Source organism: Pseudomonas sp. 1L-C-7-B-C1 (assembly GCF_057291635.1).
Genome location: NZ_JBXAWH010000003.1, coordinates 309,481 through 333,795 on the forward strand (window position 1 = coordinate 309,481; position 24,315 = coordinate 333,795).

At 62.3% G+C, this 24,315-nt stretch carries 22 protein-coding genes; 16 read left to right on the forward strand and 6 right to left on the reverse strand.

Going from position 1 to position 24,315, the window contains the following annotated elements; translation table 11 throughout:
* Positions 1-20: 20 nt before the first annotated feature.
* From AC0Z8Z_RS06840 to AC0Z8Z_RS06850, 3 genes are read left to right on the forward strand one after another with little or no spacing between them, the layout of a single operon-like run.
* Positions 21-1,475 (forward strand): TolC family outer membrane protein, encoded by a 1,455-nt coding sequence (locus AC0Z8Z_RS06840; RefSeq protein WP_485618684.1) that lies wholly within the window; start codon positions 21-23, stop codon positions 1,473-1,475.
* Positions 1,472-3,631 carry a type I secretion system permease/ATPase gene (locus tag AC0Z8Z_RS06845; RefSeq protein ID WP_205483263.1) on the forward strand — a complete coding sequence of 720 codons (2,160 nt, stop codon included), beginning with the start codon at positions 1,472-1,474 and terminating at the stop codon, positions 3,629-3,631. Before AC0Z8Z_RS06840 ends, AC0Z8Z_RS06845 begins: the two co-directional genes overlap by 4 nt.
* A complete protein-coding gene (locus tag AC0Z8Z_RS06850; protein WP_172612311.1) occupies positions 3,628-4,836 on the forward strand; it encodes a beta-barrel domain-containing protein in 1,209 nt (402 codons plus the stop codon). Before AC0Z8Z_RS06845 ends, AC0Z8Z_RS06850 begins: the two co-directional genes overlap by 4 nt.
* On the opposite strand, the gene AC0Z8Z_RS06855 is transcribed toward AC0Z8Z_RS06850, so the two are convergent.
* Entirely contained in the window at positions 4,837-5,433 is a 597-nt protein-coding gene (locus AC0Z8Z_RS06855) for a trypsin-like peptidase domain-containing protein (protein ID WP_240356611.1), read from the reverse strand.
* 392 nt (positions 5,434-5,825) lie between these two features.
* Between AC0Z8Z_RS06855 and proP the strand changes: the two genes are divergently transcribed.
* The 3 genes from proP to AC0Z8Z_RS06870 all read left to right on the forward strand — a co-directional run bounded on the left by proP (position 5,826) and on the right by AC0Z8Z_RS06870 (position 8,574).
* Entirely contained in the window at positions 5,826-7,328 is a 1,503-nt protein-coding gene (gene proP, locus AC0Z8Z_RS06860; protein WP_122624110.1) for a glycine betaine/L-proline transporter ProP, read from the forward strand.
* 234 nt (positions 7,329-7,562) lie between these two features.
* A complete protein-coding gene (locus tag AC0Z8Z_RS06865; RefSeq protein ID WP_485618557.1) occupies positions 7,563-7,805 on the forward strand; it encodes a hypothetical protein in 243 nt (80 codons plus the stop codon).
* 94 nt (positions 7,806-7,899) lie between these two features.
* Entirely contained in the window at positions 7,900-8,574 is a 675-nt protein-coding gene (locus AC0Z8Z_RS06870; RefSeq protein WP_485618558.1) for an HAD family hydrolase, read from the forward strand.
* Positions 8,575-9,235: 661 nt separating this feature from the next.
* On the opposite strand, the gene AC0Z8Z_RS06875 is transcribed toward AC0Z8Z_RS06870, so the two are convergent.
* Complete coding sequence (locus AC0Z8Z_RS06875) at positions 9,236-10,366, reverse strand: alkene reductase (protein WP_485618559.1); 1,131 nt, start codon at positions 10,364-10,366, stop codon at positions 9,236-9,238.
* A gap of 304 nt (positions 10,367-10,670) precedes the next feature.
* On the opposite strand from AC0Z8Z_RS06875, the gene AC0Z8Z_RS06880 reads away from it, so the two are divergent.
* The 10 genes from AC0Z8Z_RS06880 (at position 10,671) to AC0Z8Z_RS06925 (ending at position 18,899) form a co-directional block, all read left to right on the forward strand.
* On the forward strand, positions 10,671-10,982 hold the full coding sequence (locus tag AC0Z8Z_RS06880; protein ID WP_485618561.1) for a cupin domain-containing protein: 312 nt from the start codon (positions 10,671-10,673) through the stop codon (positions 10,980-10,982).
* Positions 10,983-11,544: 562 nt separating this feature from the next.
* A complete protein-coding gene (locus AC0Z8Z_RS06885; protein WP_485618562.1) occupies positions 11,545-12,213 on the forward strand; it encodes a sensor histidine kinase in 669 nt (222 codons plus the stop codon).
* A 200-nt stretch (positions 12,214-12,413) separates the two neighbouring features.
* Positions 12,414-13,388 (forward strand): GlxA family transcriptional regulator, encoded by a 975-nt coding sequence (locus tag AC0Z8Z_RS06890; protein WP_485618563.1) that lies wholly within the window; start codon positions 12,414-12,416, stop codon positions 13,386-13,388.
* Between the two features lie 117 nt (positions 13,389-13,505).
* On the forward strand, positions 13,506-14,027 hold the full coding sequence (msrA, locus tag AC0Z8Z_RS06895) for a peptide-methionine (S)-S-oxide reductase MsrA (RefSeq protein ID WP_122536282.1): 522 nt from the start codon (positions 13,506-13,508) through the stop codon (positions 14,025-14,027).
* Between the two features lie 248 nt (positions 14,028-14,275).
* A complete protein-coding gene (locus AC0Z8Z_RS06900; protein ID WP_485618685.1) occupies positions 14,276-15,181 on the forward strand; it encodes an aliphatic sulfonate ABC transporter substrate-binding protein in 906 nt (301 codons plus the stop codon).
* Between the two features lie 63 nt (positions 15,182-15,244).
* Complete coding sequence (ehuB, locus tag AC0Z8Z_RS06905; protein WP_485618565.1) at positions 15,245-16,117, forward strand: ectoine/hydroxyectoine ABC transporter substrate-binding protein EhuB; 873 nt, start codon at positions 15,245-15,247, stop codon at positions 16,115-16,117.
* Positions 16,118-16,455: 338 nt separating this feature from the next.
* Positions 16,456-17,136, forward strand: a complete 681-nt coding sequence (ehuC, locus tag AC0Z8Z_RS06910; RefSeq protein WP_485618566.1) for an ectoine/hydroxyectoine ABC transporter permease subunit EhuC — start codon at positions 16,456-16,458, stop codon at positions 17,134-17,136.
* A complete protein-coding gene (ehuD, locus tag AC0Z8Z_RS06915; RefSeq protein WP_485618568.1) occupies positions 17,133-17,783 on the forward strand; it encodes an ectoine/hydroxyectoine ABC transporter permease subunit EhuD in 651 nt (216 codons plus the stop codon). Before ehuC ends, ehuD begins: the two co-directional genes overlap by 4 nt.
* On the forward strand, positions 17,776-18,567 hold the full coding sequence (locus AC0Z8Z_RS06920) for an amino acid ABC transporter ATP-binding protein (protein ID WP_485618569.1): 792 nt from the start codon (positions 17,776-17,778) through the stop codon (positions 18,565-18,567). The genes ehuD and AC0Z8Z_RS06920 overlap by 8 nt, the downstream gene beginning before the upstream one ends.
* 95 nt (positions 18,568-18,662) lie before the next feature.
* Positions 18,663-18,899 carry a hypothetical protein gene (locus tag AC0Z8Z_RS06925; protein ID WP_485618570.1) on the forward strand — a complete coding sequence of 79 codons (237 nt, stop codon included), beginning with the start codon at positions 18,663-18,665 and terminating at the stop codon, positions 18,897-18,899.
* A 282-nt stretch (positions 18,900-19,181) separates the two neighbouring features.
* Here AC0Z8Z_RS06925 and AC0Z8Z_RS06930 read toward each other — a convergent pair whose 3' ends face one another.
* The 4 genes from AC0Z8Z_RS06930 to AC0Z8Z_RS06945 all read right to left on the reverse strand — a co-directional run bounded on the left by AC0Z8Z_RS06930 (position 19,182) and on the right by AC0Z8Z_RS06945 (position 24,189).
* Positions 19,182-19,541, reverse strand: coding sequence for a response regulator (locus AC0Z8Z_RS06930; protein ID WP_485618571.1), 360 nt, complete (start codon positions 19,539-19,541; stop codon positions 19,182-19,184).
* A gap of 24 nt (positions 19,542-19,565) precedes the next feature.
* Positions 19,566-21,014 (reverse strand): ATPase domain-containing protein, encoded by a 1,449-nt coding sequence (locus AC0Z8Z_RS06935; RefSeq protein ID WP_485618572.1) that lies wholly within the window; start codon positions 21,012-21,014, stop codon positions 19,566-19,568.
* A gap of 540 nt (positions 21,015-21,554) precedes the next feature.
* Positions 21,555-22,850: a sensor histidine kinase gene (locus AC0Z8Z_RS06940; RefSeq protein ID WP_485618574.1), complete on the reverse strand. Its 1,296-nt coding sequence runs from the start codon at positions 22,848-22,850 to the stop codon at positions 21,555-21,557.
* Between the two features lie 82 nt (positions 22,851-22,932).
* The gene (locus tag AC0Z8Z_RS06945; RefSeq protein WP_485618576.1) at positions 22,933-24,189 is read right to left on the reverse strand and encodes an MFS transporter; all 1,257 of its coding nucleotides are present in this window, start codon (positions 24,187-24,189) and stop codon (positions 22,933-22,935) included.
* Positions 24,190-24,315: the final 126 nt, after the last annotated feature.

Genomic DNA, 24,315 nt, shown 5'->3' on the forward strand with positions numbered 1-24,315 from the left:
AGAAATGGCCGGCGGTCGTTCTGACCCTCGGCCTGTGTCACCCGATATTCAACGTTGCGCTGGCGGAGGATCAGATTGATCCCGGCCTGCGCAGCATAAGTCCTTCGCGCTTGCAGGCTAAGCCCGCGGATCAGCGGCGCAAGGGCGATGGCACGGCAGGCAGTTCCAAAGGCAGTGCACGAGACAATGCCAAAGGCGGTTCCGCCCCCGGGGCGGTCATGGTCAAGGAAGACAGTCCGACCCTGGGCCTGCAACAGGCGGTCAGGCTCGCGGTTGACTGGCACCCCAGCATCAGCGAAGCGATCGGCACCCTGTATCAGCAGGCCGAGGGCATCAACGTGGCTGAAGCCGGTTATTACCCGCAGATCTCCGGCGGGATAAAAGGCGGTTACACCAGCGGCTACGGCAGCGACGACGGCAGCCAGTCCGTGAGCATTTCCCTCAAGCAGATGCTGTACGACTTCGGCAAGGTCTCGAACTCAGTCGAGGCGGCGCGGGCCAAGGTGGCGCGCAGTCAGGCCAGCATTCTGCTGACCATCGATCAGGTCAGCCGCGACACCGCATTCGCCTACATCGAAGTCCAGCGTTATCAGCGTCTGGTGGACGTCGCCCGTGAGCAGATTCGCGGCATCGGCGACATCGTCGAACTCGCCAGACAGCGCAGCGACATGGGTGCGAGCACTCGCTCCGACGTGGTTCAGGCGCAGTCCCGCGCAGAGGGCGGCATGGCCACGCTGCAAGAGTACAAAGCACTGTACGCGCGCTGGCAGTCGACGTTGACCAACCTGCTCGGGCGGCAGACCCCGCCCCAGGTCAGTGAGAGGTTCGACACCTCGATGAGCGACGCCTGTAAGGGTCCACTGGGCACTGACGCCCTCCCCGCGGTGCTGCAAGCCGCTGCCCAGCGCACCCAGGCCCAGGCCGAGCTGGCCCAGGCAAAGGCCGAAGCCTACCCGACGCTGTCGTTGCAGCCGTCGATCAACCAGTTTCTGGACGACCATTACGACGACCAGAACACGAGGATCAATCGCACCCAGGCCGGGATCTTCCTCAATCTGGAAGTGCCGATTTACCAGGGCGGTGCCATCAGTGCCCGCAGTCGCGCCGCCAACTACGCGCTCACCGCCGCCGATTCCGCCGAAGACGCCGCCCGTTTGCAGGCGCGGCAAGGGCTCGGCGAAGCCCAGGCGCAGACGTCCGGGCTGACGCGCCGACTCAGTTCGCTCGAATCGCGGCAGACCAGCATCACCGAAGCCCGCGAGTTGTACGGTCGGCAGTACCTGGAGCTGGGCACCCGGCCGTTGCTCGACCTGCTCAACGCCGAACAGGAAATCCACCAGTCGCGCTTCGACCTGGCCAATACCCAGGCCGACCTGCGCCGTCTGCAAATCGACTGCCTGTACAACAGCGGTGCGCTGCGCCGCGCGTTCGGCATCGATCACAGCACCATCCAGCACGTGGAGATCCTGCCATGACCGAGACCATCGTCATCCCCGAAGCGCCCGCGGCAGGCCCTGATCGTCCGGACTACTCGCCGTGGGTGGAAGCCATCCTCATCGTCGCCCGGCATTATCGGCTGGACGTCTCGCCCGAGAGCGTTCGTCTGGCGTCGACCAACAGCGAGGGCCGCGCCGAGGAAGTGGTGCGGCACATGGCGCGTCAGGCGGGCCTGAGCGTCAAGTTCGCCCACTACGACCGTAAAAGCCTGTCGCGCTGGCGCACGCCGCTGCTGGTGCAACTGCGCGACGGCCAGGTCGGCGTGATCGAAAGCGTCAGCGAGCAAGGCGAACTGGGCATCGCCTACAGCGGTGATCAGGGCCTGCAAAGCCGTATCGACCCTGCCGTGCTCGCCGAACAGGCGCTGCGCACGGTGATCCTGCGGCCCATTCAGCCCCTGAGCGACGTGCGCACCGACGACTACATCAAGCCCTACGACGAGCACTGGTTCAGGCGCATCGTCCTCAGTGACCTGCGCCCGTACCGCCAGGTGATGCTGGCGTCGCTGGTCGCGAACCTGCTGGGCATGGCCGGCGTGCTGTTCTCCATGCAGGTCTACGACCGAGTGATTCCGGCCGAATCCCTGCCGACGCTGTACGTGCTCTTCGGTGGCGTCATGCTCGCGCTGGTGTTCGACTTCGTGATGCGCATCATGCGTCTGCGCATCACCGACGTCATGGGCAAGCGCGCCGACCTGCGGGTCTCTGACCTGGTGTTCGGCCACGCCCTGCGCCTGCGTAACTCGGCCCGGCCGAAGTCCACCGGTTCATTCATTTCGCAATTGCGCGAGCTGGAGCAGATCCGCGACCTGATCACCTCAAGCACTGCAACGGCGCTGGCGGACATGCCGTTTTTTTTCCTGTTCCTGCTGGTGTTCTACCTGATTGGCGGGCCACTGGTGCTGATTCCTCTGGTTGCGCTGGTGGCAATGGTGCTGCCCGGCATCCTCGCTCAACGCAAGCTGGCGCGGCTGGCCAATGCGTCGATGCGCGAAGCCGCGCTGCGCAACGCCATGCTAGTGGAAACCGTGCAGGGCATGGACGACATCAAGGCGCTGCAGGCCGAGCAACGCTTTCAGCAGCAGTGGAATCATTACAACGCTGCGTCCGCCGACAGCAGCCTGAAACTGCGTTCGCTGACCAACAGCCTGGTGGCCTGGACCCAGAACGTGCAGGGCGCGGTGTTCGCCGTGGTCATCGTGTTCGGCGCGCCAATGGTGATTGCCGGCGACCTCACCACCGGCAGCCTGGTGGCGGCCTCGATGCTGGCCTCGCGGATGATGGCGCCGATGGCGCAACTGACCCACGTGCTGACCCGCTGGCAACAGGCAAAAGTCGCGCTGCAAGGGCTCAATCGGTTGATGCAGATGCCGGTCGATCATCCCGAAGGCAGCCAACGTGTGCATCTCCCGTCCATTCGCGGGGATTACGTGCTGCGTCAGGCCGGCTTCAAGTACAGCGAAGAAGCATCACCTGCCTTGAGCGGCATCAACCTGAAGATTCGCCCGGGCGAGCGCGTCGCCATTCTCGGGCGCAACGGCGCGGGCAAGTCGACACTGCTGCAGGCGCTGGCCGGTTCAATGGATTTGTCCAGCGGCGAGACCACCGTGGACGGCATCTCCCTCGCTCACCTGGACCCGGCCGACCTGCGCCGGGACGTCGGCCTGATGTCGCAGCAGGCGCGGCTGTTCCACGGCACGCTGCGGGACAACCTGACCCTCGGCGCGGGCCAGGCCAGCGATCAGGAAATCATCGCCGCCCTGGCAGTGACCGGCGCGCTGGAGTTTGTCCGCCAGATGCCCAAAGGCATGGACCACCTGATTCTCGAAGGGGGTTTGGGCCTGTCCGGCGGCCAGCGCCAGAGCCTGCTGCTGTCACGCCTGCTGATTCGCCAGCCCCAGGTACTGCTGCTGGACGAACCCACGGCGTCACTGGATGACATCACCGAACGCCAGTTGCTGGAAAAGCTCTCGACCTGGTGCCAGGGCCGCACGCTGATCGTCGCCACCCACCGGGTCAGCCTGCTGCAACTGGTGGAACGGATCATCGTGCTGGACAACGGTCGAATCGTCATCGACGACCACCGCGACGCCGCCCTCACCCGACTCAAGCAGCCGCAAGGAGCGCAGGCATGAACGCATTGACCACCGAACAAACGCCTCGGCTCGGCGACCAGATCACCTACCTCGATGGCCAGGACGAGCGCAGCATCACCGGGAGCGTGCGGGTGATATGGGTCTGCGCGCTGATGCTGGCGTGCTTCGTTGCCTGGGCGGCCTGGTTTCAGGTCGTGGAGGTGTCCACCGGCACCGGCAAGGTGGTGCCCAGCTCCAGGGAGCAGCTGATTCAATCCATGGAGGGCGGGATCATCAAGGAGCTGAATGTCAGCGAAGGCACGCTGGTCGAGCGCGGCCAGGTGCTGGCGCAGCTGGATGCGGTCAAGAGTGAATCGAACGTCGGTGAGAGTGAGGCGAAGTACCGGGCGGCACTGGCCAGCGTCAACCGGCTGCAGGCCGAAGTCAGTGAGAAACCGCTGACCTTCGACGCCTCGCTGGACAAGTACCCGGAGCTGCGGCGTGCCGAAACCGAGCTGTTCAACGCCCGCCGCAAAGGCCTGGCCGAAACGCTGACCGGCATCGAGAGCTCGTTGAAACTGGTGCGCAGCGAGCTGACCATCACCGAGAATCTGGCAAAAATCGGCGCTTCCAGCCGGGTCGAAGTCCTGCGCCTGAACCGCCAGCGCTCCGAGCTTGAGCTGAAGGCCACCGAAGCGCGTTCGGAGTACATGGTGCATGCCCGGGAAGACCTGGCAAAAGCCAATTCCGAAGCGCAGATGCTGTCTTCGGTGATCCGCGGCCGCAGCGATTCGTTGTCACGCCTGACCCTGCGCTCGCCGGTGCGCGGCATCGTCAAGGACATCGAAGTCACCACGATCGGTGGGGTGGTGCCGCCCAATGGGCAGCTCATGCAAATCGTTCCGCTGGATGAGCAACTGCTCATCGAAACGCGCATCTCGCCCCGGGACATCGCCTTTATTCACCCCGAGCAGCAGGCCAAGGTGAAAATCACGGCCTACGACTACTCGATCTACGGCAGCCTGGACGGCAAGGTGGTGACCATCTCGCCGGACACGATTCAGGATGAAGTCAAACCGGAAATCTTCTACTACCGGGTGTTCATCCGCACCGACTCGGACGTGCTGCGCAACAAGGCAGGTAAAACCTTCGCCATCGTTCCGGGGATGATCGCCACCGTGGACATCCGCACGGGTGAAAAGACCGTGCTGGATTACCTCATCAAGCCCCTCAACCGCGCCCGAGAAGCCCTGCGCGAGCGGTGATCAGTTGGCGGCCAGGTTCGTCGGCACGGGCGTGGCCGGCTTGGCCTGGGCCATGTAGCGGGTCCACTCGCGGTTGATCTCGTTGTACGGCAAGAAGATGCTGACGCGGGGCTGGTTGGCCAGGTCAGGGCGCTTGATCCTGGCCAGGTCGTTGGCGGTCAGCAACGCCACGGTGATCCCTACCACCTTGCCGTCTGCCGCGAACACCGGACCTCCGGACATGCCCTTGGCGACCGGGCCATCATGGGTGCCGTACATCACGTTGCCTTCTTTGGCGTCCAGACGAACCATGGCCGGCAGCGCATGGCCGGTGCCTTTCACTGACATGTAGGCGGAGTTGAAACCCACGGAAGTCAATTCTTCACCGGGCTGGTACGAACGCCACATCGGCACGCCGTTAGCCTTGTGCTTGAAGAATTGCACGTCGCCCTGCCCCTGGTAGACCGCACCGGATACGTAAGGAAGGTGCTTGACCGTCACGGCATAATCTTCATTCCACTGGATCGCGGTGCCCATCATCAGATAGGGCAACGGCGCACCGGAGTGGACGACGAAGGCTTGGTCAAATACAGGGTCCTGAGTAAAAGCGGTGGGCATTCCGTTGCACCCGCTGATCAGCACTGAGGCTGCAACAAGTGACTTGAAGGGGCGCATGATGTTCCGTGGGTGTTAATGGATGGCGGAGCGAATATGTCATTGCGCCATCACTTTGGCAATAGCCTGAGACTACCGCTTGTCTACTCCTAATGAATTTAATTCATTGGATCCAACCTGTTTGGGTTTATGGATTAATAGAGCCGGTTGATTAGGCACTCATTTGTACGGGTTCAAAATATATGGCGCCCGTTCTGAATTATTTACGCCCTTGTCCTATCAGATGCAGATCGGCCTGCCACTCTTGCGACAGCACCGCACCCCACGGAGTGCGCGTCGCCGATAGCCAGGGCTTTGATTGCCACAACGTCATACTTCCAGCTGCCGGGACTTTTATGAGATCACGCAAGAAAACCGTCAACCCGATCGGGTTGCAAGACATCACTATTGTCGACGATGCCAAGATGCGGAAGGCCATCACGGCCGCCGCGCTGGGCAACGCAATGGAATGGTTCGACTTCGGCGTCTACGGCTTCGTGGCCTACGCACTGGGCAAGATCTTCTTCCCCGGCGCCGACCCCAGCGTGCAGATGATCGCGGCCCTCGCGACCTTTTCCGTGCCCTTCCTGATTCGCCCTATCGGCGGCGTGTTCTTCGGCGCCATCGGCGACAAGTACGGGCGACAGAAAGTTCTCGCCGCGACCATCGTCATCATGTCCCTCAGCACCTTTGCCATCGGGCTGATTCCCTCGTATGAATCCATTGGCATCTGGGCGCCGATTCTGCTGCTGCTGGCGAAGATGGCCCAGGGCTTCTCGGTCGGCGGCGAGTACACCGGCGCCTCGATCTTCGTCGCCGAATACGCGCCGGACCGTAAACGCGGCTTCCTCGGCAGCTGGCTGGACTTCGGCTCTATCGCCGGTTTCGTCCTCGGGGCCGGGGTCGTTGTGCTGATTTCCTCTGTGGTGGGTGAAGAGAAGTTCCTCGAATGGGGCTGGCGCCTGCCGTTCTTCCTCGCCCTGCCCCTGGGCATGGTCGGTCTCTATCTGCGTAATGCTCTGGAAGAAACCCCGGCGTTCCAGCAGCACGTTGAAAAACTTGAGCAAGGCGACCGCGAAGGCCTGGCCCACGGCCCGAAAGTCTCTTTCAAGGAAGTCGCCACCAAGCACTGGCGCAGCCTGCTGACCTGCATCGGCGTGGTCGCGGCGACCAACGTCACGTACTACATGCTGCTCACGTACATGCCCAGCTACCTGTCGCATAACCTGCATTACAGCGAAGACCGTGGCGTGCTGATCATCGTGGCGATCATGGTCGGCATGCTGTTCGTGCAGCCGCTGATCGGCTTCCTCAGCGACAAGATCGGCCGTCGTCCCTTCATCATCGCTGGCAGCATTGCCTTGCTGGTGCTGTCGATTCCGGCGTTCAAGCTGATCAACAGCGGCCAGTTGGGCCTGATCTTCGCCGGTCTGCTGCTGATCGCGGTGATCCTCAACTTCTTCATCGGTGTGATGGCCTCGACGCTCCCGGCGATGTTCCCCACCCACATCCGCTACAGCGCGCTGGCCAGTGCCTTTAACGTCTCGGTGCTGATTGCAGGTCTGACCCCGACCGTGGTCGCCTGGCTGGTTGAAACCACCCAGGACCTGTACATGCCGGCGTACTACCTGATGGTGGTGGCGGTGGTGGGCCTGATCACCGGCCTGACCATGAAAGAAACGGCGAACAAGCCTTTGCGTGGCGCAGCGCCGGCAGCCTCTGACCTAAACGAGGCCCGTGAGCTGCTGCAGGAGCATCACGACAACATCGAGCAGAAGATCGAAGACATCGACACGCAGATTGCCGAACTGCAAGCCAAACGCGAGAGCCTGGTTCAGCAGCACCCGCGTATAGATTGATTCTGGTGGGACCGGCTTCAGCCGGGAAGAGGTCGGTTTGTAAACCATCAGTGTTGTGGTGTAGCACCCGACGCCTTCCCGGCTAAAGCCAGTCCCACGGCCCCTGCCGTTCGTGGCCATTTCGGCAAACTTGTCGGAACCGCTGCGTTCCTCTCCCGGTCAGGTCTTGCATGAGCATTCACCCGCTTCTGTGCAGGCACACAGGGGGATAAAGAACTGAAAGGCAGCCTTCCCATGACCGATATCATTGATCACTTGCCCCCGGTGCTGCGACCGCAAAGCGCGCGCATCCTGGCGGATATCCATGCGTCCGGCTCGACCATCGACGCCGTCAAGAACGGCGCTCAGGCCAACGGCTTCGTGCTCGGTCTGCAGTGCTGCGGCGGCATTGACGCGCAGCAGGCCGAGGCGCTTTCCGAGTTCTACGACAAGGTCGTGGAATGCCGGTTGAAGCGGCTGACGCTCGGGTTGTCCTGAGCCGACGTTGTGCAGCTTGCCTGAGCGCCGGGCACCTCCCTTTTTATTTTTAGCCATTGTCAGCGGATGACATGTTTACCAACGGAGCCACACCATGCGATCCAATACCTCCTTCCTTTTCGACCTCGACGGCACCTTGACTGACAGCGTTTATCAGAACGTCACGGCGTGGAAGGAAGCCCTCGATTCGGAGAACATCCCACTGGCTATGTGGCGGATCCACCGCAAGATCGGCATGAGCGGCGGTTTGATGTTGAAGATGCTGTCCCGGGAGACCGGGATGGAGATCAGTGAAGCGCAGGCCGACCGGTTGAGCAAGAAGCACGCTGAGGCGTACGAGAGAACCCAGGATCAGATCATTGCGCTGCCCGGCGCTGTTGATTTGCTGAAGACGCTGGATGATGAGGGGTTCTCGTGGTGTATCGCGACCAGTGGGGAGATGTCGACGGCGAAGATCAATTTGAAGGCGTTGGGTCTGGACCCGAAGAAGATCAATCTGATCACGCGCGATGATGTGAAGAACGGCAAGCCGGACCCGGATTTGTTCGTGACGGCGGCGAAGAAGATTGACGCGAAAATTGAGGATTGTCTGGTGGTCGGTGATGCGATCTGGGACATGCTCGCGGCGCGGCGGTGTAAGGCGACGGGGATCGGGCTGCTTTCGGGTGGGTACGATACGAGCGAGCTGGAGCGGGCCGGGGCGTTGCGGGTGTATGAGGATCCGCTGGCGCTGTTGAATCATCTGGATGAGATCGCTACGCGAGAATAGCGAAATCAAGAGCGTCTGCCTAACGGCAGACATTTCGCCTTCGGCGAGTTACTTGGAAAAGCACCCCAAGTAACCAAGGGTACTTGCTCCTGGTTGGGTTCCTCCTTCGTCGGAATACCTTCACTCCGGTCCCGCTCCGTGGGCTCGCGCCGAACGGGCATCCATGCCCTGACGGCGCTCTCGCCGCATCCATGCGGCTCGGCCCACTGCGCGAGACCTGCGTTCAGCCTGCACCCAAGTCGCGATTGGCGGTAACTGAGCCTTTTGCGTATGAAGATCAAAGGCAGATCACAAGCAAATCAAAAGCGGATCAAAAGCTTCCCGGCTAAAGCCGGTCCCACTGACTGCACCCGCTGCTTTTCGTAGGACTGGCTTTAGCCGGGAAGAGGCCGGCCGGATTACCGCCAATTTTGCTGAATGCACGCGCTGCTGGTAGTGGGACCGGCTTCAGCCGGGAAGAGGCCGGCGGGATCACTGCCAATTTTGCTGAATGCACGCGCTGCTTTTAGTGGGACCGGCTTTAGCCGGGAAGAGGCCAGTGCATGCAGCGTCAATTTCGCTCGATGAAGTCAGTCCCGCCGATTTGATCGTTCCCACGCTCCGCGTGGGAACGCATCTTCCGACGCTCTGCGTCGCATCAGTCAGCTGCGGGGCGCTGCCTTCACTTGCCGGCCTGATAAACCGGGTAGTCGATGTAGCCCTCTTCAGTCCCGCCATACAGGGTGGCCGGGTTGACGGGGTTGAGGGGCCAGCCGTTGGCGATGCGGGCCGGCAGGTCGGGGTTGGCGATGAAGGGGCGGCCGAAGGCGATGAGGTCGGCGAGGCCAGCGTCGATCAGGCGGTTGCCACGTTCGGCGGTGTAGCGGCCGGCGTAGATAATGCGTCCGCTGAAGGCTTCGCGGATGGCTTTGCGGAAGGTGTCCGGCAGCTCGGGGGCGTTGTCCCAGTCGGCTTCGGCGATGGAGACGTAAGCGACGCCTGCGTTTTCCAGGACCTTGATGGCTTCGACGTAGGTGTGGTGCGGGTCGCTTTCCACCAGGCCGATGTAGACGCGTTCTTCATCGGTGCTGGCGAACAGTGGCGAAAAGCGCACACCCAGACGGTCCCCGCCTACCGCTTCGGCGACGGCAGTGACGATCTCGCGCAGGAAGCGCAGGCGGTTTTCCAGCGAGCCGCCGTATTCGTCGTCCCGGTGGTTGGCGTGTTCGGAGATGAACTGGTTGACCAGGTAACCATTCGCCGCGTGAATTTCCACGCCGTCAAACCCCGCTTCGATGGCGTTTTTCGCCGCCTGGGCGTACAGCTTCACCAGCTCGCGGATTTCTTCGACGGTCAGGGCGCGAGGCGTCGGCGGTACCACGAGTTGCCCTGCGCCCGGCGCGGTTTCGATGAACGCCTTGGCGTTGGCCGCCGGGATCGCCGAGGGGGCAACCGGCGCTTCGCCGTTGGGCTGCAACGCGTGATGGGACACACGACCCACATGCCAGAGCTGAGCGAAGATCACGCCCTCTTCCGCGTGCACCGCGTCAGTCACTTTGCGCCAGCCTTCAACCTGCTCGGCGCTGTAGATGCCCGGGGTCCATGCATAGCCCTGGCCGCGCGGCTCGATCTGGGTGCCTTCGGTGATCATGAAACCGGCAGACGCACGCTGCTGGTAGTAGGTGGCCATGAGATCCGAAGCGATATCACCCGGCTGCAGGCTTCTCTGGCGGGTCAATGGCGGGAAGGCAATGCGGTTTTTCAGCACATGCCGACCAAGGTTGACGTGGGTGAGCAAGGGCTGCGTAGCCATAGGGTGACACTCCGTTAAGTCGTTGAAAGTTCTGACCAGACCGACCAGCGTAGACCAGTCGTCTAGTGGATGGCCGGGAGTCTAAAGGGCACCCGCACGCCCGGCAATGTCAGATCCGCAATGATTCCGGACATCGACCGTAGACAGCGCCAATTGCAGAATCTTGCGCTTTTAGCCCTACTGCCCTGGCAACCCGTTGCACCCTGTCATCGCGACCTTATGATCGTGCGCATCGAACGTTGGAAACCCGACACCGCAACATCGCGGTTCATCGTCACCAACCCGCACTTGAACGGACCTCCCCATGAACATCATCCGCAGCAAAGACTTTACCGGTGAGCGCCCGTGGGCCGCGTTGGACATCGCTAACATGAACGGCACCACCACGCGCCTGCACTGGACCGACCAGCCCTACAAATGGCACGTCAACGACGGTCAGGAGGTATTTGTGGTGCTGGACGGGCAAGTGGAGATGCGCTTCAAGCAAGACGGCGTCGAGCAAAGAACCGTGCTGCAAACGGGGGATATTTTCTACGCCTCCATCGGCACGGCCCACGTTGCCCACCCGCTGGGTGAAGCGCGCGTTCTGGTGATCGAGAGCGAGGGCAGCGTCTGAGACGAGCCGCCTGACCAGCGCAAAATCGCGGGTGCTCGTACCGGCCCCTTCCCGGCTGAAGCCGGTCCCACTCACGGCATGCGTTCATTCAGTGGGACTGGCTTTAGTCGGGAAAGCGTCAGAGGCCACACCGCAAAATCGAGGGTGCTCGCACCGGCCCCTTCCCGGCTGAAGCCGGTCTCACCATTTCCCTATGGTGCTGCCAGAAGGCGCCAGTGGAACGCGCGCCCCGGGTTCCGTTCAGCTTGTGTGGGGACTCTGACAGACATCCGGGTGCCTGTTCCTGCCAAACCGCCCTCGCCTGCGTTTCAAGCCGGACACGCTGCGTATACTCAAGCGCGACGAAGCACAAGACGTCGGACCGCCGGGGGCTACGATGCTGGACGAACATCAATCTCCTCTTTACACGCGCTTCCCGCAGCCAGCGGAGCAGCACTGGCCGGATGCGATCCGGCACCCTTCCCTGCCCCCTCTGACGCACCCGACAGCACACCGCACGGCGGGCTGCGATCAGGTTGCCGCCGCGCAAAGCGACTATGCTCACACTCTCCACGTCCGAAAGATGGCCGAGTTCAGCGCCTCCATCGCCCATGAAATCTGTCAGCCCCTTTTGGGGATCGCCGCCAACGCCGCCGCCAGCCTGCGTTGGCTGCAACGCGACGTGCCGGACGTCGACGAAGCCATCGCCGGCTTGAAGGACATCCGCGCCGGCTGCGAACGCGCCGCCAACATCGTCAAAGCCCTCGGCGCGCTGGCCCGTCAGGCGCCCTTGCAGCCGCGCATCCTGAAAATTGACGATGTCATTCGCGACGCCGTCGGCCTAACCCAGCCGCTGTTGACTGCCCAGCGGGTACGGCTCGAAACCGGGCTATACGTCGACCAGTCGATCGTCGCCGATGCCGTGCAGTTGCAGCAATTACTGGTCAACCTCATCACCAATGCCGTGGAAGCCATGGCCGGCTGCGGCCGTGACGCCGCCGTGTTGCGCATCCATTCATTTACCCTCGGCGACGGTGTCGAAGTCTGCGTTGAGGACAACGGCCCTGGCATCCCCCCTGACCGTCGCGAGCAGATCTTTGGCGCGTTCTACACCACCAAGACCAGTGGCCTCGGCGTCGGACTGGCGATCTGCCGCTCGGTGGTCGACGCGCACCACGGGCGCATCTGGGCACAAGCCTCGGCCAGCGGTGGCGCACGCATTCGCTTTCAGCTGCCGACCTGCTGTTACTGAAAGGTTGTTATCAAGCCAGCCGCTCCCGATTCCTATGATCAAGCCCGGTTCAATCAACCGCGACAAACCCGCCAAACTCATCCAATTGGCTTCCAAACGCCAATCATTCACATTCATTCGCGCAATCCCCTAGAATGCCGCCTGGATTCAGGCTCGTCGCCCTGCGCTGGCAGTGGCGGTAATAGAAAGGCAATCAAGGCATGCGCGACATCTCAGGGCAGAAAACAGTGGCGGTGGTGCTGTTCAACGACGTGCTCATGCTCGACGTGACCGGCCCCATGGACGTCTTTTCGATTTCCAATCGACTGCTGGCGCCGGAAAAACAGTATCGACTGATCACGGTGGCTGAACCCCCGCTGCTCATCCGCAGCTCCTGCGGGCTCAAGGTCCAGGCGGATGTGGCGCTGGACGATCTGCCGCCCGACATTGACCTGCTACTGGTCCCCGGCGGACCAGGTGCGTACGGTGTCAGCCATCCTCAGCTCACCGCCTGGCTACCGGCCGCCGCCCAGGCCGCCCGGCGTTTCGGAGCGATCTGCACCGGCGCGTTTCTGCTGGGTGACGCTGGTCTGCTCGACGGCTACCGCTGCACCACCCACTGGAACTACGTCGAGCGCCTGGCTCGGCGTTTCCCTGCCTCCCGCGTCGAAACCGAGCAGATCTACGTCGTCGACCGCAACCTGATCACGTCGGGTGGTATCACGGCGGGCATCGACATGGCGCTGGCCATAGTCGCGGAAGACCACGGCAAAGAGATCGCCCTGGAGGTGGCCAAAGTGCTGCTGGTGGTCATGAAGCGTCAGGGCGGCCAAACACCCTACGGCCCGCTGCTGGCGGCGGTGCCCCGGGATGACAGCGCGATCGCCCGGGTGCAGGCCTACGTCGTCGACCACATTGATGAGGCCTACACCGTGCAGCGCATGGCCGACCTGGCAGCGATGAGCCCGCGCAATTTTGCCCGGGCGTTCCAGCGCGAAGTCAGCCTGACGCCCATGCAATTTCTGCTCAACGCGCGCATCGACCACTCGCGCAAACTGCTCGAAGGCAGCGACCTGCCCCTCAAGGTCGTGGCCAGTCGCTGCGGCTTTGGCAGCACGCGGCACATGCGCAAGGCGTTCAGCGAGCGCATTGGCGTGACGCCCGGCCAATACCGTCAGCAGTTCGGCGGCGACTGAACGAGTGCGCGCGTCAGTCATCTGATCTTCAAGGCGGCCGTTGCGCCGCGCGCTCGCAGACACGCACACTGCACTGCGTACCTGACACACACCGTTAATAGCTGGAAGGACTTGCCCATGACCACCCACACCGAAACCGCGCTGCTCGCCGGAGGCTGCTTCTGGGGCATGCAGGACTTGCTGCGCCGCTACCCCGGCGTCGTGTCGACCCGCGTCGGCTACTCCGGTGGCGACGTTGACAACGCCACCTATCGCAACCACGGCACCCACGCCGAAGCCATCGAAATCGTCTTCGACCCCGAGCAGATTTCATACCGCAAAATCCTTGAATTCTTCTTCCAGATCCACGATCCGTCGACCCCGAACCGTCAGGGCAACGACGTGGGCGTGAGCTATCGCTCGGCGATTTTCTACCTCAGCGACGAGCAGAAAGCCGTCGCCCTGGACACGGTGGCCGATGTGGATGCGTCGGGCCTTTGGCCGGGCAAAGTCGTCACTGAAATCGCCCCGGCCGGCCCATTCTGGGAAGCTGAGCCCGAGCATCAGGATTACCTGGAACGCATCCCCAACGGCTACACCTGCCACTTCGTTCGACCGAACTGGACATTGCCTGTGCGCGACAAGGCCACCACGGCCTGATTGCGCGCCACAAGACCGGGACCGCCGTGCCAGAGCGGTCCCCGTCCTGGTTACCGGTTTTGCCACGCGACGCCGGAGTGCATAACCTCATAACCAAACGATATTTAGCCAATTCTTTTTAGAACCCTATGATTTGTGGCTTGCGCTTTCCCGCGCCTCACTCAAGCCACGAGCCCGCCATGCCCACTCCACGCACAACCGCTGGCACTTTCGTCCGACACGCTTGGCTGATCAGCCTGGTCGTTGCGATGGCGAGCAGTTTCGCGGTGTCGGCAAATGCGCGAGAAACGGTGCGCATCGGCTATCAGAAATCTTCCACCCTGATCACCCTGCTCAAGACCCAGGGCACCCTCGAGCAGGCGCTGGGCAAAGACAACATCGACATCACCTGGCATGAATTCCCCAGCGGTCTGCCCCTGCTTGAAGCACTCAATGTCGGCAACGTCGACATCAGTGCGGACGTCGCCGACACCGTGCCAATCTTCGCCCAGGCCGCGAAGGCCAGGCTCACCTATTTCGCTGAAGAGTCGCCTTCGCCCGCCGCCCAGGCCATCGTTGTGCGCAATGACTCGCCGATCCGCCAATTGTCGGATTTGAAAGGCAAGAAGATCGCCGTGACCAGGGCGGCCGGTACCCATTACCTGTTGATCGCCGCGCTGAGCAAGGCCGGGCTGTCGTTCTCCGATATCCAGCCGGCGTACCTGTCCCCGGCAGACGGCCGGGCGGCATTCGAGAATGACAAGGTCGACGCCTGGGTCACTTGGGAGCCCTTCCTCACCAGCGTGCAGCGGCAATTGCCGACGCGCACCCTGACTGACGGTGCCGGCCCGGCGAGTTACAAACGCTACTACTTGACCAGCACGGCCTACGCCAAGGCTCATCCCGAGGTGTTGAAGCGGGTTTATGAACAGTTGCACCTGGCGGGCGCCTGGGTCAAAAGCCACCCCCGTGAGGCGGCGCAAGTGCTCGGCCCGTTGTGGGGCAATCTGGACGTGGACACCGTCGAGGCCGCCAACGCCCATCGCAGTTATCAGGTCGAGCCGGTGAAGGCAGACCAACTGGGCGAGCAACAGAAGATCGCCGATGCCTTTTTCAATGCCGGGCTATTGCCCACTGCTGTGGATGCCAAGGACGTGGACATCTGGACGCCATGAACGGAGCACCTGGCGTAACCAACCGCTGCACCTGACCTTCATTCCCACTCTTGAGCGCACTTGATGAAAGGCTTAAAACCGCTGTCGCTGTCTGCCGCACTCGGCTCCGCCCTGCTGCTGAATGCCGTGTTTTCGTTCTCTGCCGTTGCCGGCCTGCTGGAAAAGGGCCGCAGTCAGGGCCTGACCGCCGGCATCGCCAACGAGCAACCCTACGCGTACGTGGGCACCGACGGGAAAATCGTCGGCGCCAACGTCGAGATCCTTCGGGCCATTCTCGAACCGCTGGGCGTCACCAAGGTTGAACTGCCCATCACCGAGTTCGGCTCGCTGGTGCCGGGACTGGCAGCAGGTCGTTTCGATCTGATCGGCGCCGGCCTGTTCATCAATCCGGCGCGCTGCAAAGTGATTGGCTATTCGAACCCGGTCACCCGTTCCGGCGGCGCGTTTCTGGTCAAGGCCGGCAACCCGCTGAAGCTGCACAGCCTCAAGGACGTCGCGGCCAACGGCAAGGCGCGCCTGGCGACCCAGCCTGGCAGCAATCAGGTGCAGGAAGCCAAGGACAGCGGCATCAGCAATGGCAACGTCGTGCTCTTCGACAAGGACACCGAAGCCCTCGCCGCGCTGCAGGCCGATCGTGTCGACGTGGTGTACTTCCCGGATGCCGAAATCATCGGCCTGCTGAAAAAAGCCGAAGGCACGCCGGTTGAACGGGCACTGCCATTCGAGCAGATCCCGGATGCCGACGGTAAGCCGACCTGGAATTACCACGCCTACGGCCTGCCGAAAAACGATCCGGCGTTTATCCAGGGGTTCAACGAGCAACTGGCGAAACTGCGCGCTTCCGGCGACCTGCTGAAGATCCTGCAGAAATACGGCTACACCGAAAACGAACTGCCACCCGCAGACGTGACCGCCGAGCAGCGTTGCAACCGCTGAGACTGATCCTAATGACGCCGGCGCTGTCGCCGGCACCATTGCAGGACCGGCTTTAGCCGGGAAGACGTCGGTGGGGGCACCGCAAAATGGTGGGCGCCAGCACGGGCCTCTTCCCGGCTAAAGCCAGTCCTACTGTGGGATCGCGTGCTTTCAGTGGGACCGGCTTCAGCCGGGAAGGCGTCGGTGAGCACACCGCAAAATTGATGGCGCCTGCACGGGCCTCTTCCCGGCTGAAGCCGGTCCTTCAGACCGCGCGCATTCCGCAGGACCGCAAGCACCTGACGCTGCCAATTTTCGCCCCCTCAATATCAAGGCCCCAACCCATACGAGTACGGCCCATGCTTTTTGATGCTTCCACCCTGGACACCGCGCGCTTCATCGCCCGCCAACTGGCCAACGGCGCACTGGTCACCCTCGAAATCACCTTCTTCGCTCAAATCGTCGTGGTGGTGATGTCGTTCGTCATCGCGCTGATGCGCCTGTCGCCGTGGCGCGCGCTGCGCTGGATCGCGGCGGTCTACGTCGAAATCCTGCGCGGCATCTCCGCGTTGGTGCTGCTGTTCTACCTGTTCTTTATCCTGCCGTTGTTTGGTATCACGCTCGCACCGATGATCACCGGCATTCTCGGACTGGGCCTGACCTTCTCCGCCTACGGTTCGGAAATCGTCCGCTCGGCCCTGAGCAATGTCGCCCGAGGCCAACGCGACGCGATCAAGGCCCTGGACTTCGACGCGATAACCGCGTTTCGCCGAATCATCCTGCCCCAGGCGTTGCCGTTCATGCTCCCGCCGATGGGCAACCAATTGGTCGAATTGCTGAAGACCACCTCATTGGTGTCATTGATCACCCTCAGCGACCTGACCTTTTCCGGTGGCCAATTGATCACCACCCTGGGCCAGCAGACGCTGATCTGGAGCATCGTGCTGGTGTGCTACTTCGTCATGGCCTGGCCGCTCAGCTGGCTGGTCAAACGCTATGAGCGGCGGGTCACTCACTGGCGTCGCGGGGTGGCGCGATGAATTTCGATTACGCCTTCGCCTGGTCCATCGTCCCCGATCTGCTTGAGGGGCTGCTGGTGACGCTGCAAGTAGTGATCCTCGGCTTCCTGCTGGCGGTGTTGCTCGGTCTGCTGCTGGCCATTGCTCAGCGATCTCAAAACCCGTTGGTGCAAAGACTGAGCGCCGGCTACCTGAGCTTCTTTCGACACACCCCGCTGATGGTTCAGCTGTACGTGCTGTTCTTCGCCCTGCCCCTGGCCGGCCTGACCCTGCCGGCGATTTCCACCGGGGTCATCGGCCTCGGGCTGTATTACGCCGCCTACATTGCCGAAGCCTTTCGCGGCGCTATCGAGGGCGTGCCGGCCGGTCAATGGGAAGCGGCCAGGGCACTGGATTTCGACAGCGCCACCACGTGGCGGCGCATCGTCCTGCCCCAGGCCCTCAAGCCGATGCTGCCGGTGCTTGGCAATTACCTCATCGGGATGTTCAAGGAAACCCCGCTGCTGGCGGTGATCACCATTCCAGAGCTGTTTCAGGCGGCGAAACAGATCGCCGGCATGACCTACCGCTACAACGAGCCCTACACGGTGATGGCACTGATGTTCCTGGCGATCAGTGTGCCGACCTCCCTGCTGTTCAAATATTTCGAGAGGCGCAGCCATGTCTGATCTCGCACACGCTCTGCCCGGCGCTTCGCCGCAGATCATCCTCAACCAAGTGGTAAAAAACTTCGGCGCGACCCGGGTCATTGATCATCTTGACCTGAGCATTCCCGCCGGCCAGAAAGTTGCCCTCATCGGCCCCAGCGGTTCGGGCAAATCCACGGTGTTGCGCCTGATCAAGGGCCTTGAGGCCTATCAGCACGGCAGCATCGAGGTGGCCGGCGCGCCGGTGCCCGCCAAGTCCGGCGGCTGGCACTGGCCGGGCGCGAAAAAGCCACCGTTGGTGCACCGCGTCGGCATGGTGTTTCAGCAGTTCAATCTGTTCCCGCACCTGACCGTGCAGGAGAACGTCACCGAGGCCCCCCTTCAAGTGCTTAAGCTGACCCGCGAAGAGGCTTTGGAGCGCGCCCATCAATACCTCGGGCTGGTCGGGTTGAGTCACAAGGCCGATGCCTATCCCGCGCAGCTTTCCGGCGGTCAGCAACAGCGCGTGGCGATCGCCCGGGCGCTGGCCATGCGGCCCCAGGTGATGCTGTTCGACGAAGTCACCTCGGCGCTTGATCCGGAGCTGGTCGGTGAAGTGCTGGCGGTGATTCGCGCCATCGCCCACGAGCAGCAGATGACCATGCTGCTGGTGACCCACGAAATGAAGTTTGCCCAGGACATTGCCGATCGCGTGCTGTTCATGGAGGCCGGCCGCATCGTCGCCGACGGCTCGCCGAACGAAGTGCTGGTCGATCCGGACAACGAGCGCACGCGACGCTTTCTCAATCTGGTGGAGCAACGCTGACCGGGTCAGGATCGGGTACGCGCGCGGTCGAAAAAAACCCGAACTCGCCGACCTCCGACACATCCAAGCTACATACCCACAGCGAGGATGAATCCATGAGCCAAGACACCCCGGTTGACCCACGTAACGTCACCCAGCCTGACGCGCCGACCCTCGACAGCGCTGGCAAACCTGTCAACGTGGTACAGCGAGACCTCAACGATACGGACGACGACACCCGCGCGGTGGACGAAGTCATCACCCCGACCTCCATTCGCGAGAAGGAACAGGACGTCGAAGAGCTGAACAAGAAGTCAGCCGAAATCGAGCGCAAGGTTGCTGACGGCCGCTGATCCTGGCCCGGGCGGCCCCAGCGCCGCCCTGCTTCCTGACATTCAATCCCCTCCCGGCATCCCCCGCCGCGCCACAAAACCGACAACCTCTGTACCGGCCACTTCCCGGCTGAAGCCGGTCCCACAAAAAGCATCCCACGCATTCAGCGAGACGTGCTGCGCCTCTACGTGGGCAGCAGCTGTGAACTCGATTGTGGGACCGGCGTTAGCCGGGAATGCGTCAGCTGCCGCTCTGCAAAATTGATGGCGTTCACACGATCGCCTTCCCGGCCAAAGCCAGTCCTACGCGCCCAGCAGTTCGCGCACAGCGTGCAGTACGGCGCTGATCTCGAATGGCTTGTCGAACACCTTGCTGAACAGATCGGGGCGGGCAATCCCCAGATGAGACTGCGCACCGCTCATGAGCACAATAGGGATATGCCCAAGGCTCTGATTCACACGCACTGCTTCTGCGAGCTCGATGCCGTTCATCCCCGGCATCATGTAATCGGTGATGATCAGCTGCGGACGTTCGCGTTCGAGAATGCCCAGGGCCTTCTGCCCGCTGCCGGCAGTGACGGTCAAGTAGCCTTCATCTTCCAGCGCGAAGCTCAGTATGTCAACGATGAGGTATTCATCATCGACAATCAGAATTGTGGTCATGCAACCCTCCGCGCGAACGAGCCATCATCGGCTCGGTGATGACTGCTGCGCCGTGGCATTGCCTGAATCGTCAAGGGCATGGAAAGCAGCCTTTCTCACAGTCAAACCCTGCTCGCCGATCAAGACGTCCAGCAGGGCCGGGTCGTAGGGGTTATCGCGGATTTTCAGAATCGACAGCTGCCGGGTCAGCCCCGCGGTTGATTGCGCGAAGCGGATCAGCATGAGGTTGTCGACAATGCCCGACATGTCCGGGACCGGCGCGTCAATCTTGCCGCCGATCAGGCCACGAATTTCCCAGCTCGAGACCACCGTGACGCCACGGGCGCGAAGCTCGCTCATCAGGGCGCTGAAGAGGTCGAGAATCCGCGATTGATCGGCCGACGCCCGGGCCATGCCACCGAGGCTGTCGAGAAACACCCGCTTGACGCCGTGCTGCTCGACGATCCGCAGCAGATCGAGAGCCAGTTTGTCGATCAACTCGGCGGTCGGTGATCTCCATGCAACGTGCAGCGCACCGTCTCGTTCCAGCGCTTCGAAGTCCAGCCCAAGCGCCGCCGCCTTCGCCCTCAGCCGCTGCGGCGATTCGTAGAAGCCGAACAACAGCCCGGGTTCCTCGGGCGTAGAGCGCGCGAGGAAGTTGAGGCCGAACGTGGTCTTGCCCGTGCCCGACGGGCCGAGGAGCAAGGTCACGGATGATTCCACCAGTCCGCCGCCGATCAACGGATCCAGCGTGTCGATCCCGCTGGGGACAACGCTGAATTCCGCGCTGTCACGGAGCGCCGAGTGGGTGATGGTGCTTTCAAGGCGCGGGTAGACGACCAGGCCGTTTTCGGTGATCTCGCATTCATGAGCGCCGGGAATGGCGCCGCTGCCACGGGTCTTGCGGGCCTTGATGCGGCGCACGGAGCGGTTGCCGACCAGTTCTTCACCCATTTCCAGCACGCCGTCCACCATCGTGTGTTCGGGGCTGCCGTCGTCCAGCTGGGAGCTGGTCAGGAAGAACACGGTGCAACCAGCGAAGGCGGCGTGGCCCTGCAGCTCGGAGATGAAGCGTTTGGTGTTGATCGTGGATTCGGCTTTGGAGCGGGCATTGAGCAGCCCGTCGAGGATCATCACCGTGGACTTCTGGCGGACGATCTCGCGGCGCAGCAGCTTGACGACCTCATCGAGGCCGTCGTTTTCCATGGTGTCGAACGCACTGACGAACTGGATCTGATCGCCAACCCGGTCCTTGTCGAAGAAGCTCATGGTGGAGAGGAACTGAAACAGCCGCTCGTGGGGCTCGGCAAGCAGGGTTGCAAACAGCACGCGGCCGCCATTGCGGATGTGATTGAAACCGATCTGGTTGGCCAGGATGGTTTTGCCGGAGCCCGGTCGCCCCTGAATGATGTACGAGGATCCGGCAACGAAACCGCCCATTAGCAGCTCATCAAGCCCTTCAATTCCGCTCTGAAGGCGTTTTAGCTGATTCAAATTTGCTTCCTCCGCCACGGTGTTGGCGTCGTGAATATTGCGAGTTAAGTGCGCGACTAATCACACATTCTTCCGTTTTTAAGGGAGCTTTCCAAGGGCAATCATCAAATTCCGCGACAGTTGCACCGACATTCGCCGACAGACGTGATACCGAGTCCACCCGAACGGGTGATTACCGATCAGCCAAATTGGCTTCAGGTTCCGGGGCACAGCCGTCGGTTTCGGCCTGAGACTCCTCAGTGCGACGTTCTGGGTCATCAGGCTTGATGGGCCCGGAGAGCGGGTATTCGGGGGTGTCGTCGCGGTCTGCAGGCTGATTGTCGGCACTCCCGCAAACGAGTGATGGGCGGATCGGGCACATGGTCGCAGGTCCGTAGGGGTAGGCACGGCGTTGGAGCGTGGTGCCGCGCATTCGTGCGGTTCGTCGGACCAGTGGAGTGAGCAGCGTCGTGCGCGGCGTGCAGAACTCGCGGTGACCTCGACTGTAGGACCGGCTCTAGCCGGGAACGCGCCGGGCAACACAACGAAAATGGAAAGCGCTCATACCGGCTTTTCCCCGGTTGCATCCAGCTTCAACAACACCGTAAAACAGCATCCGCCGTCATCACGGCTGGTCAGCGTGACTGTCCAGCGCTGGTTGGCACAGATACGCTGGACCAGTGACAACCCCAGGCCCAGCCCCTCCCCGCGCTGTTCGTCGCCGCGCACGAAGGGCTGAAACATGGCCTGCTGCTTCTCCAGCGGAATGCCGATGCCGCTGTCCTCGACGCTGAAACCATCGCTGCGCAGGGTCAGCTGAATCAAGCCTTGATCGGTGTAATGCCAGGCGTTGCGCAGCAGATTGCCCATGACCGAACGCAGCAAGGGTGCGTTGTGCGTTTCGCCGTCGACTTGCAGCTGTTGGTAAATGAATCGCAGGCCTTTGGCCTCAATGGGAGGACGCCAGGCCTCGACCAATTCATCGGCAATCTGCTGCATCGATGAGCGCTGACCCTGGGGAACATTCTTGCCCTCGGTACGGGCCAGCAGCAGAAAGGTTTCGACCAACTGGTTCATACCCGCCGTTGCCTTGCCGATTCGCTTCACCTGCGTGCGGGAACGCTCGTCCAGCGCCGGGTATTCCATCAGCAATTCGCAGGACGTCGCCAGCACCATGAGCGGCGTGCGCAGTTCATGGCTGACGTCGCTGGTAAACAGCTTCTCGCGGCTCAGCGCGGCCCGCAGCCGGCCCAGGGTTTCGTCGAAGGACCTGGCCAGGGCACCGACTTCGTCGTTGGCGTAGTCGCTGGCGAGTACCGGCGCCAGCTCCAGCAACTGATCGCGATGACGTACCTGGCCGGCCAGGCGCGACACCGGCGTGATCACCCGGGACGCAAGCAGCCGACCCAGCAGCACCGCCAACAGCACGCTGAGGAAGAAGCCGACCAGCACGACACCGAACAGAATCCGTTCACGTTTCTGGAATCTGCGCTGGTCTCGCAACAACACGTAATGGCGTCCGTTCACCTCCGAGACCATGGCGTAATAGGCTTTCTTGCCGCGAAAGAACTCCTGAAATCCCAGGGGAAGGCCCTTGAGGTCATCGCTCATGGCAAGGTCGCCAACGCCCTCTTCGGCGTAGAACAATTCGTCTTTTTCCGGCCGGTGGCGCCAGTCGTTGACGCTGTCCACGGCCAGCAGACGGTGCATATTGCCCTTCAGGCTCATGATCGACAGGCGCTTTTCGACCACGTGCACGGTGGCGATGATGCCGGCGGCGAATACCCCGGCGACCAGCGCGCTCATCAACGCAAATACGATGACAATGCGTTGTTTAAGGCTGTGTTTGATGTCCATGAAGGTCCGTGCATGGCGGTACTCGACTCCGGGGCGTGGCCCCACCGGCGGCGATTATCCGGTGCGGGATGTCATGGTTTTGTCAAATGCCACCCTCTTTCGGGCTGAGGCCGGGCCCACTGGAAATCAGAGGCCGCATGAGCAACATCCCGACCGCGCAGCCTCCCATCAGCAGGCAGGTGACGATGAAGACCACCGGCATGCCGAAATGCCCGCCCAGGTACCCCCCGGTCAGCGGGCCCAGCACCTGACCGATGTACTGGCAGGACGTGGAATAGCCGAGCATGCGTCCGGCCACGGCGTCGGGCACCGAATGGCGGATGATTGCCGCAATGCACGGCAACAGACCGCCCAGAGCAATGCCCATGAGAAAACGCAGCAGCACCAGCTGCCAGGCATGGGTGACGAAGGCCTGGGGGATGAGCAAGACAGCCGCCGCAGTCAGACAGCCAATGACCACTTTCCAGTGGCCGATACGGTCGGCCAGCTTGCCAATGCGCGAGGCCGACAACACGCTGGCCAGCGCGGTCGCCGACATCACCAGCCCGGCCATCAGCGTGACGTTTTCGCTGTGCAACTGGGTCAGGTACACGGTGATGATCGGCTCGATGGACATGATCGAGAACATCACCAGACAGGCCACCACGAGCATGGTCAGCACCGGCTTCTTGTCAGTGATGACGTCCCACGCCCGCACCGCCGGGGCTTTCGCCCCGCCAGTCTGACGCTTGGACCGAGGCGCCTCCTTCATCAGAAACAGCGTGGCAAGGAAGGTCAGAAAGATCACGCCCCCGGCCAGGAAGAACGTGTTGCGGATGCCGATCAGCGGCGGCAACAGGCCGCCAATCAACGGCCCGGCCAGATTACCGGCCATGATTCCCGAAGAGAGCATGCCCAGCGCCCAGCCGGTGCGCGCCTTGGGCGTCTGCGTCGCCACCAGAATGGTCGCGCCAGAGGCATAGCCGCCGAGCAGCCCCGCCAACAAACGCAGCCCGACTAACTGATAGATATTCTCTGCCAGGCCGATCAGCGACATCGCCACCGCCATGCCCAGGCTGGCGCGGATCAGCATCAACTTGCGCCCGTAGCGATCGCCCAGCCGCCCCCACAGCGGCGCGGTCAGCGCGGCAGACAGAAAGGTCGCACCAAACGCCACCCCCGACCACTGCACGATGGCGGCCGGATCGGTGACGCCCAGGTGCTCGACATACAGCGGCAGAAACGGCAGCAGCAACGTCATCGCCACGATGGTGGCGAACGCGCCGAACACGCAGACCGCCAGGTTGCGCTTCCAGTGTTCTTCGACGAGGGATGGCTGAGGGTGAGAGGGCGTGGTCATAATGGCTCTACCGTGAACGGAATACGCACACGGTAGAGGGCTGACGGCCATAAATAAAATTCATGTTTTTCATGCGGGGGATTCCAGCCAGGAATACCCCTCCCCCGCCGCCAAGGCGGTCGCAGC

Excerpts from the sequence above, each read along its gene's own strand:
- AC0Z8Z_RS06845 (WP_205483263.1), top strand. The coding sequence starts at position 1,472 with ATGACCGAGACCATCGTCATCCCCGAAGCGCCCGCGGCAGGCCCTGAT.
- AC0Z8Z_RS06850 (WP_172612311.1), top strand. The coding sequence starts at position 3,628 with ATGAACGCATTGACCACCGAACAAACGCCTCGGCTCGGCGACCAGATC.
- AC0Z8Z_RS06855 (WP_240356611.1), bottom strand. The coding sequence starts at position 5,433 with ATGCCCACCGCTTTTACTCAGGACCCTGTATTTGACCAAGCCTTCGTC.
- proP (WP_122624110.1), top strand. The coding sequence starts at position 5,826 with ATGAGATCACGCAAGAAAACCGTCAACCCGATCGGGTTGCAAGACATC.
- AC0Z8Z_RS06865 (WP_485618557.1), top strand. The coding sequence starts at position 7,563 with ATGACCGATATCATTGATCACTTGCCCCCGGTGCTGCGACCGCAAAGC.
- AC0Z8Z_RS06870 (WP_485618558.1), top strand. The coding sequence starts at position 7,900 with ATGCGATCCAATACCTCCTTCCTTTTCGACCTCGACGGCACCTTGACT.
- AC0Z8Z_RS06875 (WP_485618559.1), bottom strand. The coding sequence starts at position 10,366 with ATGGCTACGCAGCCCTTGCTCACCCACGTCAACCTTGGTCGGCATGTG.
- AC0Z8Z_RS06880 (WP_485618561.1), top strand. The coding sequence starts at position 10,671 with ATGAACATCATCCGCAGCAAAGACTTTACCGGTGAGCGCCCGTGGGCC.
- AC0Z8Z_RS06885 (WP_485618562.1), top strand. The coding sequence starts at position 11,545 with ATGGCCGAGTTCAGCGCCTCCATCGCCCATGAAATCTGTCAGCCCCTT.
- AC0Z8Z_RS06890 (WP_485618563.1), top strand. The coding sequence starts at position 12,414 with ATGCGCGACATCTCAGGGCAGAAAACAGTGGCGGTGGTGCTGTTCAAC.
- msrA (WP_122536282.1), top strand. The coding sequence starts at position 13,506 with ATGACCACCCACACCGAAACCGCGCTGCTCGCCGGAGGCTGCTTCTGG.
- AC0Z8Z_RS06900 (WP_485618685.1), top strand. The coding sequence starts at position 14,276 with ATGGCGAGCAGTTTCGCGGTGTCGGCAAATGCGCGAGAAACGGTGCGC.
- ehuB (WP_485618565.1), top strand. The coding sequence starts at position 15,245 with ATGAAAGGCTTAAAACCGCTGTCGCTGTCTGCCGCACTCGGCTCCGCC.
- ehuC (WP_485618566.1), top strand. The coding sequence starts at position 16,456 with ATGCTTTTTGATGCTTCCACCCTGGACACCGCGCGCTTCATCGCCCGC.
- ehuD (WP_485618568.1), top strand. The coding sequence starts at position 17,133 with ATGAATTTCGATTACGCCTTCGCCTGGTCCATCGTCCCCGATCTGCTT.
- AC0Z8Z_RS06920 (WP_485618569.1), top strand. The coding sequence starts at position 17,776 with ATGTCTGATCTCGCACACGCTCTGCCCGGCGCTTCGCCGCAGATCATC.
- AC0Z8Z_RS06925 (WP_485618570.1), top strand. The coding sequence starts at position 18,663 with ATGAGCCAAGACACCCCGGTTGACCCACGTAACGTCACCCAGCCTGAC.
- AC0Z8Z_RS06930 (WP_485618571.1), bottom strand. The coding sequence starts at position 19,541 with ATGACCACAATTCTGATTGTCGATGATGAATACCTCATCGTTGACATA.
- AC0Z8Z_RS06940 (WP_485618574.1), bottom strand. The coding sequence starts at position 22,850 with ATGGACATCAAACACAGCCTTAAACAACGCATTGTCATCGTATTTGCG.
- AC0Z8Z_RS06945 (WP_485618576.1), bottom strand. The coding sequence starts at position 24,189 with ATGACCACGCCCTCTCACCCTCAGCCATCCCTCGTCGAAGAACACTGG.